Origin of the sequence: Mycoplasmopsis mucosicanis (assembly GCF_006546935.1) — a bacterium.
Lineage (GTDB): Bacteria > Bacillota_I > Bacilli_A > Mycoplasmatales > Metamycoplasmataceae > Mycoplasmopsis > Mycoplasmopsis mucosicanis.
In genome coordinates, this window is record NZ_SMDN01000020.1 from 1 (window position 1) to 10,349 (window position 10,349).

General features: G+C 29.1%; 8 protein-coding genes and 1 tRNA gene. 3 read left to right on the forward strand and 6 right to left on the reverse strand.

Annotated elements, in window-relative coordinates; all coding sequences use genetic code 4:
• Positions 1 to 191: 191 nt before the first annotated feature.
• The 4 genes from E1I18_RS03390 to E1I18_RS03405 form a co-directional block, all read right to left on the reverse strand.
• Entirely contained in the window at positions 192 to 785 is a 594-nt protein-coding gene (locus tag E1I18_RS03390) for a hypothetical protein (protein ID WP_141484188.1), read from the reverse strand.
• A gap of 171 nt (positions 786 to 956) precedes the next feature.
• Positions 957 to 2,357 carry a DNA (cytosine-5-)-methyltransferase gene (gene dcm, locus E1I18_RS03395; RefSeq protein ID WP_141484189.1) on the reverse strand — a complete coding sequence of 467 codons (1,401 nt, stop codon included), beginning with the start codon at positions 2,355 to 2,357 and terminating at the stop codon, positions 957 to 959.
• Between the two features lie 57 nt (positions 2,358 to 2,414).
• The gene (locus tag E1I18_RS03400) at positions 2,415 to 3,623 is read right to left on the reverse strand and encodes a hypothetical protein (protein ID WP_141484190.1); all 1,209 of its coding nucleotides are present in this window, start codon (positions 3,621 to 3,623) and stop codon (positions 2,415 to 2,417) included.
• A gap of 93 nt (positions 3,624 to 3,716) precedes the next feature.
• Positions 3,717 to 5,882: an ATP-dependent Clp protease ATP-binding subunit gene (locus E1I18_RS03405; protein WP_141484191.1), complete on the reverse strand. Its 2,166-nt coding sequence runs from the start codon at positions 5,880 to 5,882 to the stop codon at positions 3,717 to 3,719.
• Positions 5,883 to 5,993: 111 nt separating this feature from the next.
• On the opposite strand from E1I18_RS03405, the gene trmB reads away from it, so the two are divergent.
• Positions 5,994 to 6,614 (forward strand): tRNA (guanosine(46)-N7)-methyltransferase TrmB, encoded by a 621-nt coding sequence (gene trmB, locus E1I18_RS03410; protein ID WP_141484192.1) that lies wholly within the window; start codon positions 5,994 to 5,996, stop codon positions 6,612 to 6,614.
• Between the two features lie 10 nt (positions 6,615 to 6,624).
• Here trmB and E1I18_RS03415 read toward each other — a convergent pair whose 3' ends face one another.
• Together E1I18_RS03415 and E1I18_RS03420 are read right to left on the reverse strand one after the other, a co-directional pair.
• Complete coding sequence (locus tag E1I18_RS03415) at positions 6,625 to 8,460, reverse strand: ribonuclease J (RefSeq protein WP_141484193.1); 1,836 nt, start codon at positions 8,458 to 8,460, stop codon at positions 6,625 to 6,627.
• A 91-nt stretch (positions 8,461 to 8,551) separates the two neighbouring features.
• Positions 8,552 to 8,641: transfer RNA gene (locus E1I18_RS03420), tRNA-Ser, on the reverse strand.
• Positions 8,642 to 8,795: 154 nt separating this feature from the next.
• Here E1I18_RS03420 and lgt point away from each other — a divergent pair.
• Positions 8,796 to 9,764, forward strand: a complete 969-nt coding sequence (lgt, locus tag E1I18_RS03425) for a prolipoprotein diacylglyceryl transferase (protein WP_141484194.1) — start codon at positions 8,796 to 8,798, stop codon at positions 9,762 to 9,764.
• 131 nt (positions 9,765 to 9,895) lie between these two features.
• On the forward strand, positions 9,896 to 10,090 hold the full coding sequence (gene rpmB / locus E1I18_RS03430) for a 50S ribosomal protein L28 (RefSeq protein ID WP_141484195.1): 195 nt from the start codon (positions 9,896 to 9,898) through the stop codon (positions 10,088 to 10,090).
• The last annotated feature ends 259 nt before the right edge of the window (positions 10,091 to 10,349 follow it).

Below are 10,349 nucleotides of genomic sequence, written 5' to 3' on the forward strand. Positions count from 1 at the left end.
AACATTGAAAAATTTAAAGAAATAAACACAATTATTAAAAATGGTATGTAAGAAATTAAAAAAAGCGATTTTTGCGTATAAAATAGCGCAAATTTCGCTTTTTTAGTTTAAACTCCGAAACTCAGGATAAGTTTTTTGTTGCTTAATATTCATAACACTCCCCTAATATGCAATCTAAATCGAAAAAAATTTTATCACTTAATTAATTGCAAAGACATATAACTATTTCTTAAATGAAGCATCAATGGAAAAAGTAAAACTGTCATAATAACGCAAATTATTGGCTCGCCAATTAAATTTAAAGGGTGTGTGATTATTCATTCTCTAATAGGTAAAATTCCTTTAAGTTCGCCAATGAAATTATGGTGAAAATACTGAAAACTCAGTGTTAAAACAGTGTTTAGCACAACAGCAAACAATGCTAAAATTATGCACTTTCATAGCAATGGATTCTTATCAGTTCGCAATAATTTGTAAATTAAATAAACAATTAAGGCCATCAAAAATCTCGGTAGTACTGAAATATCAATATATTGGTATTTCAGCATTCCATAAATAAATGCAGCCATCAATGAACTTAGTCCAAAACCTAGTCCAGAAACAAATGCACCTAGAAAACCTAAGTGAATTAGTGAAACAACCAAAATCGCAGGTAAAAAAGTTAATGTTGTATGACCTAAAGGAATATAGCCAAGATACAATGAAAGTGCTGCAGCAAAATATCACGCAAAATACACACTACATGCGACTATTTTATTAATCAATGCACTTGTTTTAAAATGCATTTTATACTTATTTATAAATGAATTCTTTGTATCCACTTGCACTTTAATCCTTAATATTTATTCATATATTTTAATATAAGTATATTTAAATAAAAATATTTGCGACTATATAGACACTAGAAATCAAAAAAATACCAATATTTACACTGAAGTGTAAAAATTGGCAAATAATTATTGATTAAGTTTAATTTTAAGAGAACTATCCACCATTCTTAAAATTTTGAATAATAAGTCCAGGCCAAAACTATTTCTTTTTTTGATTGTATTAAAAGATTGACGACTCATCCCTAGTTTAGCAGCTAATTCTGAATCTGAATAATTGTTAGTTTTTTTAATTTGATCTATTAGCATATTTGAGTATGAAATTAATTGTTCTTTGCTTGCTATATAGAACTCATTTATTGTTGCATTACTGAATAATCTAATTGCTAACTCATATAATATTCTAACATTGACACTATTTCCAAGTTGTTTGTATGTAGTTGAATCTTTATTGCTAAAAACATAATTTTCAGGGAATGATTGCAATCTTGCTGCTTCACGTGGAGTGATTCTACGTCTGTATTTGCCTACTATTTGAGTTTGCACTAGTGCAACTAATGCTGAAAACACGTCTGGTTTTTTAACTCTTATACCTGATGGCCGAAACTGAATAACACCTTCTCAAATACTGTTAATTGCTTCGCCAGCTTGTCATTCAAACTTAGACATTGTCTTTGAAAACTTCTTAAGATAGTTATATTTTTTTGACCATAAATCAATGAATTCTTTGTTTTTTAAGTATAAATCTCTATTTTTTTTAATTATTATTCATTTTCATTCTGGAAATACTTCATCTATGTTTTTATCATTTAAAAATTCAAATCAAATTGGAAAACCAATTTTTTTAGGTGTAATGTTTTGATAAAATTCATTTCAAATTTCTAATATTTCATTTTCTTCATTGCTTATAAAATACTTTTTATCTATTTTTTCATCTGATTCTAGGATGGTATCAATTGAATTATCTTCTTTTGACAACAATTTTGGCAACTTAATTTCAAGAGGCAATTCAATATTTAAAGGGTCATAAATGCCTAAAATATATACACGTTCTCTAAACTGCGGTACTCCAAATTCATGTGGCGAAAGTACAAGTGGTTTTTCAGTAAGTCTATAACCTAAAGATTTTAATGTTTTCTTTATCGTTTTTCACGTATTACCATTGTCATGTGAAACCAAATTTCTTACATTTTCCAATATTATAAATTTAGTTTTGTGATGTTTTAATATCCGAGCAATATCATAAAAAAGAGTTCCTCGTGTGTCGTTGATTCCTGCTTGTTTACCTGCTTTTGAAAACGCTTGACAAGGAAATCCAGCACATAGCACATCATGTTTTGGAATGGATTTTTCATCAACAGCGGTTATATCACAATATGAGTCAATATTCATATTGTTTTTATATACTTCTACACATTCTTTGTCGATTTCTGAAGCAAAAACACATTCGCCACCTAATTGACTCATAGCATGATGAAAACCACCAATACCCGAAAATAAATCGATGAAAGTAAAATTTTTTTGTTTCATAAATCACCCCTTAAAAATACTAAAATATTATAGCATATGTAATACTCTTGTATTACATTAAAGTGGTTTTTTATAGATAACTATTTGCTTATTTGATTTGTCTATCGAAACTTTAACTTTTCTCTTTGAACCATCAGGCTGCTTACCTTGTTTAAATAATTGTATATTTTTCTCAAAATTATGATTGTTTAACTCGACAACAATAACATTCTTATACTCAACTGTATTTTTAAGTTTTTTTCAATATGAATCTTCTTTATCACTCTTTTTAAGTTTATTTCATTCATACACCAATCTTTGATTAACTGGTAAGTCTTTGTCCTTTATAGTTTTATGCTCAAAAATTATGTATCAAAATCTCTTATACTTTTCAATCGCGTTCATTAAGTGCTCTTTGTCATTTCCTAAAGATCACTTTTCATTTATGTCGCTTGATTTAATATCAGCAAAAAACATCTTTTGTTCAAAAAACAAATCGAAATCTAGATTTTTCTTATTTTTATTAATCCTTTCATCACCTAAATATTTAATTTCAGTGTTTGCATCATTAATCAATGCATTTTTGATTAAATATTCTAAATAAAAACCAGGTCACTCTGACTGCCTTCAATTAGGGTCGTTTGCTTCTTTCATTTCCTTAACAGCATCAAGAACATTTATTTCTTTATTTAACGGTAATAAAGAAACTAGTTTTTCGATGAACTTAAAGTCTCTAACTTCTTCATATTTATACTCATCCTTTGTATCAAAGACGCTACTTAAGTGGTAAATATCATAGAAATTCACTACATTTCCATATCTATCTACTCGTGTGTAAACACCTTTTTTTAAAGTATTGAGAATATCATCGGTATTTAGATGAGCAGATGAATTATTTGATGATTTTTTCATATATTGAGAGCTCTGAAATGTGCAAAAAATTGTGGTTTTATTGTACTTATAAACACCAAGAATAACAAAAATATGATTCGAGTACTTTTGACTAAAATATAATGACTGAAAATGTTTTGAAATCTGAATTCTCTTTTTGTGTAGTGGATGTGGTTTTCCTAAATATGTTATTGACTTTGGTAATATGATGAAACTTCTTGAATTGTGTTTATATTCAATATATTTTCTACCATTAATATTGATTATTTGAAGACTATTGCTATCTAATAAACTTCCTAATAACTGATATATCTGTCTAAAATTCAAAACCTGATCAAAATCGCTTACTGTTTCAAAATTTTCATTTATTTGTATAGATTTTATCTTCTGCTTCATACTCTTTCCTTTATGCTATATCAAAATAAGTATTTTTACCAAAACTACTCAAAAACGTGTATATAAGAAAAAAGCAACATATAATTTTGTTGCTTATTTTATAATAAATTTACCTGCAAAAACATCAATAGTATATTCATTTTGAGAAGTCATATCACCATCAATTATTTTGTATGCTAAAACACTTTCAATGTTAGATTGAATAAATCTTTTGATAGGTCTTGCTCCAAATTGTGAATCATATGCACTTTGTGCAACAAATTCCACAACTTTATCAGTATATTTAAGTTTAATATCTTTAGATTCTTGAACACGATTAAGCAATTTATTGAGTTCAAGTCGAACAATTTCATGTATTGCGCTTTGATCTAAATGATTAAATTTAATAACTTCATCAATTCTGTTTAAAAACTCAGGACTTAAGAATTTCAATAATTCGGCTTTAAGTGAAGGTAAATCCTCAAGTTCTTTTTTCAATACTTCATCGCTGGCTAAATTAGATGTCATTATAACAATTAAGTTTCGACAATTTATAACCCTACCTTTTGAATCAGTAATTGCACCATTATCTAATATTTGTAAAAGAATATTCAAAACATCGCGATGCGCTTTTTCAATTTCATCAAAAAGTAATATTGTATAAGGATTTTTTCTTATTCTCTCAGTGAGTGAAGTAGATGAATCATAACCAATATATCCTGGAGGAGCACCAATAATTTTTGCTACGGAATGTTTCTCCATATACTCTGACATATCAATTCTTATCATTTGTTTATCTGAATCAAAAAGTGAATAAGCCAAAGCCCTTGCTAATTCAGTTTTACCAACACCAGTAGGTCCTGTAAAAAGAAAACTTGCTAGTGGTCTATTTGGATCATTTATATTAGCTTTTGCACGCAATACCGCTTGCGAAACTAAATTAATTGCATCATCTTGCCCTTTAATTTTGGTTTTTAAGTCATTTTCAAGATTTAAAAGTTTTGTTTTATCTGATTCTAACAATTTTGTGACTGGAATTTTTGTTCATTTTGAAACAATTGATGCAATTTCTTCACTAGTTACAGTGTCTTTAATCAATGAAGAATTAGAGTTATTTATTTCATCTTCCATTGCTTTAATTTCTTTTTCAAGTGTCGGTATTTCTCCATAAAGCAATCTAGAAGCCTTTTCATAGTCAGCTTCTTTTTGATAAATTGTTAAAACGTGTTTAAGATTCTCTAATTTTGATTTTGCAGATGATAATTTTTCGAGTCTTGCTTTTTCAAAATCTCATTTATTTTGGTATTCTTCAATTAATTTATTTTCATTATTAATTAATTTTTCAAGTTCTTCTAGCCGTATATGGTTTCGATTTTTTGCATCCTTATCTGAACTCAATGCAATTTTTTCCATTTCTAGAATTGCTAATTTTTGTTGAGCTCTTTCAAGTTCTTCTGGTTTAAAATTGATTTCAGTTTTTATTGTTGAAGCAGCTTCATCGATTAAATCAATTGCTTTATCAGGCAAAAATCGATCAGAAATATAACGTGAAGATAGTCGTGCAGCTGCTACAAGAGCATCGTCTTGAATTTTTACATTGTGATAGTTTTCAAATCTTTCTTTAATTCCACGAAGAATTGCAATAGTTCCTTCTGTTGAAGGTTCTAAAACATCAATTTTTTGCATTCTTCGTTCTAATGCTGCATCTTTTTCAATATATTTTCGATATTCATCAAATGTTGTAGCACCAATCAAATGCAATTTTCCACGAGCCATTAAAGGTTTAAAAATATTGGCTGCATCCATTGCACTATCTTGATTTCGTCCAGTACCTATTAGCATATGAATTTCATCAATAAATAAGATAATATCTCCATTACTTTCTTCAATTCTTTTCAGTACTGCTTTAAGACGTTGTTCAAATTGTCCTTGATATGAAGCTCCTGCTATTAAAGAAGCTAAATCTAACTCAAAAACGTCTTTACCTTTAAGATTTTCAGGGACTTGACCCTCTACAATTTTTCTGGCCAAGCCCTCTACAATAGCAGTTTTTCCAACACCAGGTTCTCCAACTAACACAGGATTATTTTTAGTTTTACGACTTAAAATTCTTATCATTCTTCGAATTTCTTCATCACGGTTTATTACTGGATCTAGTTCATTTCTTGTTGCAAGATCTGTTAAATTACGTCCATATTTTTTTAACACATCTTCATTTTTATTTTCTTTATTGTTGTTTGGATTTAGGTTTCCAAATAAATCATCTAAATTGAAGTCCATATTTCACCTCCTTGTCTTACGTTATATATTTTAGCACTCTAACGTTTAGACTGCTAAAAAAAATTAAAAATTTTATGCTTTTGTTGCTGCTTTAATTTAAAATTGAATTCTATGAGATTAAGACATGATAAAGAAGCATTAAATAAAGTACAAAATAGTGGATTTTATATTGAAAACACTCATTTTCCAATTAAATTAGACCATAATTCAGTCTTAGAAATTGGTATGGGTAAAGGTGAAATGCTTGTTGAACTTGCTAGACTAAATCCTGCAATGATGTTTTATGGTTTAGAAAAATATGCGACTGTAGCAGCAAAATGTCTCAAAAAAGCCAGTGAATATAATTTACAAAATTTCAAAATAATTTTAGAAAATGCTCAAAATATAGACCAAATATTTAGCGGTTATCTAAACACAATTTGATTGACTTTTAGTGATCCTTGGCCTAAAGCTCGTCACGAAAATCGCAGACTTACTCACAAGTCTTTTTTAGAAAAATATGCTTCAATTATGGATGAAAATTCAGTACTTAAATTTAAAAGCGATAATGATCTTTTATACAATTATTCACTTGAATCTTTTTCCCAAAACTACTGAAATATAATTGATTTTGGTCAAAATTTACATCAGTCAATTTATGCAAAAGATAATGTAATGACTGGTTATGAATCTAAATGAAGATCTTTAGGCAAAAATATTAATTTCATTATTGCAAAACCACAAAAAAAATAGAGCATAGGCTCTATTCAATATCTTCTTCATCATCGTGAATATCATCATCAACATCAAAGCTATCTCCAAACATTTCTGCTTTGACATTTTTCAATAGTTCTTTTGTTGTTTCGTTCTCTTCTTTACCTTTTTTGCTAAAAATAACTTTTGAATTTTTCAATGCTTCTTCGTCCTTATCATCAGTAAATAAAATTGTAGGAATTATTATTGGACGTCTTCTTTTTTCTTTATAGAAAAAGTTTTCAAGTCGTTCAATAATTAGTTGTTTTAGTTCAACAACATTGAAATTTTCAGTATTTTTTAAATAATACAATGCTGCACCATGAGCGAGTCTTTTGGCTTCCATAACCAATTCTAATGAGGTTTTTACATAGAATGCACCCCTTGAAATCAATGAAGGACGACCTAATATTGTTTTAGTGTTTCTATCAATAGTTAAAGAAACATTCACAAAACCACTTTCTGCTAACTGCACACGTTCTTTAATAACAGAAGCAGTTAAACTCAATACATTATGACCATCAATATAGATAGGACCATACGGAATAATTTCGTTGGTTGGTTCAACTTTTTGATTAATTATGTTATAAACTCTTCCTTTTTCAGGAACAAAAATATTTTTAGGATCAACACCATTTCGCATAGCACTTTGAGCATGAACAATACACATTCTATACTCACCGTGGTAAGGAATAAAATATTTCGGCTTGGTTAGTTGAAAAATTTTGTCGTGTTCATGTTTGTATGCATGTCCTGAAGTGTGTAAGTAGCCATCCACACCATTTTCCTTAATGTCTGCACCTAATTTAGCAAGTCGGTTAATTAAAAGTTCAATTACCATGTGGTTTCCAGGAATTGGACTAGATGAAAAAATGATTAAGTCACCTTTTTCGATTTTTACACTTTGATGTTTTCCATGAGACATACGTGCAAGAGCGGCTAATTGCTCACCTTGAGAACCAGTAGTCAAAATAACTAAGTCTTTTTCAGGCACATTTGCTACTTGTTTTTTTTCTACTAATACTTTGTTGTCAACTTTAATGTATCCTAATTTACGGCCAATTTTAACACCATTAACCATTGAGCGACCAAATGTTGCAACTTTTTTACCTAATTTAGCTGCTAGTTCAATAATTGCTTTCACTCTTGTTAAGTTTGAAGCAAATGCAGTAATAATAATTTTTCTTGTTGCTTGACGCATATATTTTTCAATATCTTTAAGAATATCGTTCTCAGAAGGTGAGTGAAAAGGTCGCATTGCGTTGGTTGAATCAGAAAGCAAGACAGTTAAACCTTGTTTACCAATTTGATCTAAACGAGCAAAATCTGTGTATGCTTCACCAATTGGATTGTAATCAAAACGGAAGTCACCAGTGCACATTACAGAACCATTAGGCGTATTTACTCTAATTCCAAATGCATCAGGTATTGAGTGTTGTGCTGATCAAAAATCAACACTACAGTCACCAAATTTATGAACTGCTGATTTTTCAATTTCAATAAATTGAATACCGCTTGGAACTTTGTGTTCTTCAAATTTAAGCTTTAAATATTGAATTGCAATTCTTGGAGCATAAATATGTTTGATAGGTACTTGCTTAACTAAATAAACAACACCACCAATGTGATCTTCGTGTCCGTGAGTAATGAAAAGACCTTTAATTTTGTCTTTATTTTGAGCTAAATATGAATAATCAGGAATAATTCCCTTAATACCAGTTTGAGCAGTATCTGCAAATTTAATACCCGCATCAATAATGAATATATTATCTTCATATTCAACAAAAAGTGATGATTGACCAATTTCTTGAACACCACCAATAGCAACAAGTCTAGTTGGTTTCATAAAACCTCCAATAAAATTATTATTAAATAAATAGCATAAAAAAGATGTTTAATTAGTTATACCACAAATTTTAACAAGCAAAATAAAAAAATGGCCGGTAGTAAGGGATTTGAACCCTTGAACGGCGCGAGCCGTTATTTGTTTTCGAGACAAACCTCTTCAGCCACTCGAGCAACTACCGACATAATAATTATGCAAAATAACCAAAAGTACTCAAAAACGTGTATATTGGTAAAATTAACACAAAAAAATACTTATGTTTTTAGCCTAATTATTATAATAAAAATTTAATTTTTTGTGTAAAATTAACCTATCTAAATAAATGGAGGTTCTCAATGACAGGGAATAAATATGGAATTGTTGCTGGTATTGAAGCTAATTCAGGTTCAGTATTATTCAACATCGGTTCTTTTCCAGTAAGAACTTATTCAATTACGTTATTGTTTGGTTTTATTGCTGCAATATTGACTATTGTGTTCTTTTGACGAAGAGAAAAATATAAATGAGAAATCTTGTATGGTTTTATCATCTTAATTGTTCCTTTTTCAATAATTGGTGCTCGACTTTGAGACCTTGTTGAGGTTGCAATATACAATCCAAACTTTGATTTTAGTTCATGATACAAAATTTGAGAAGGTGGATTAAGTATTCAAGGTGGTGTTGTTTTGGGTGCAATTGTTGGTTGTCTGTACGCGTATTCAAAACGCCACTTAATTGACTTTAGAAAAACTATTGACATAATTATTCCAACAATATTAATTGGTCAAGTTATTGGACGTTGAGGAAACTATGCTAACCACGAAGTTTATGGAAAAGTAGACTGAAGTGGATCAAGTGTATTGATTTTTGGTAAAAACTTTGCTCAAAACTTATTTATTAAAGATCATGTTTCTGATGCATTGAATGTTGGTGGTCTATTTAGATATCCTCTATTTTTATATGAAGGACTAGCTAACCTATTTGGTTACTTAATGATTGTTTGAGTATTCAATTTATTTAGATTATTTAAACCTGGTGTTACTTGTGGAATGTACTTTATATGATATGGTCTTGTACGTTTTGCACTCGAACCGCTGCGAGAAGAATCGTATGAAATTTATTCAGTAGCTGCACTTGCATTTATTGTTTTAGGTACATTTATTTCTCTTTACTTTGCACACTATAGTCCTGTGCATTACATCAAAATTAAACAAAAATATGGTTTTAAATGAGTCTATGCTCATCCACAAAAATACTTAGATCACATTAACCGTACAAGAATTTTTGCTTCAAACAAACCTCCATTTACAGTTTTGAATGCATAAAGTAATCAAAATTATTAATATCAAGCATTAATATGCTAAAATAAGCCCGTATTTAAACACATAAAAAATTTTTTTATGTATAATTAAAACACTTTTTTATGTTTATCACACAATAATGAAAGGAGCTATCGATGGCTAGAGTAGATCAATTAACTTTTAAGCGTGCTCAAGTAGGAAACAAACGTTCACACGCTATGAATGCATCTAAAAGAAAATTCAATGTTAACTTACAAAAAGTCAAAGTAAACATCGACGGTAGAAAAGTAACTCTAAGAGTGAGTGCAAAAACACTTAAAACTCTAAGAAAAGATACAACTACTGCTTAATTCTTTCATTAAATATTAATTTAAATCGCTCCCGCGATTTTTATTTTTTTACTTTTTTTGACCAAAAAAGTAAAAATTTAATCTAAAAAAGTATTAAAGAGGCCTAAAAAATCAACATTTTAGCTCAATTTATGAAAAACAAATTTCAGCAAAGACACGGATTTTGCATTAAAAATCAGCAAAAAACGACGTTTTTAGGGATTTTATGCACTTTGCAAACCTATTAAGCCGCTTTTTTTTTTTTTTTTTTTTTTTAGGG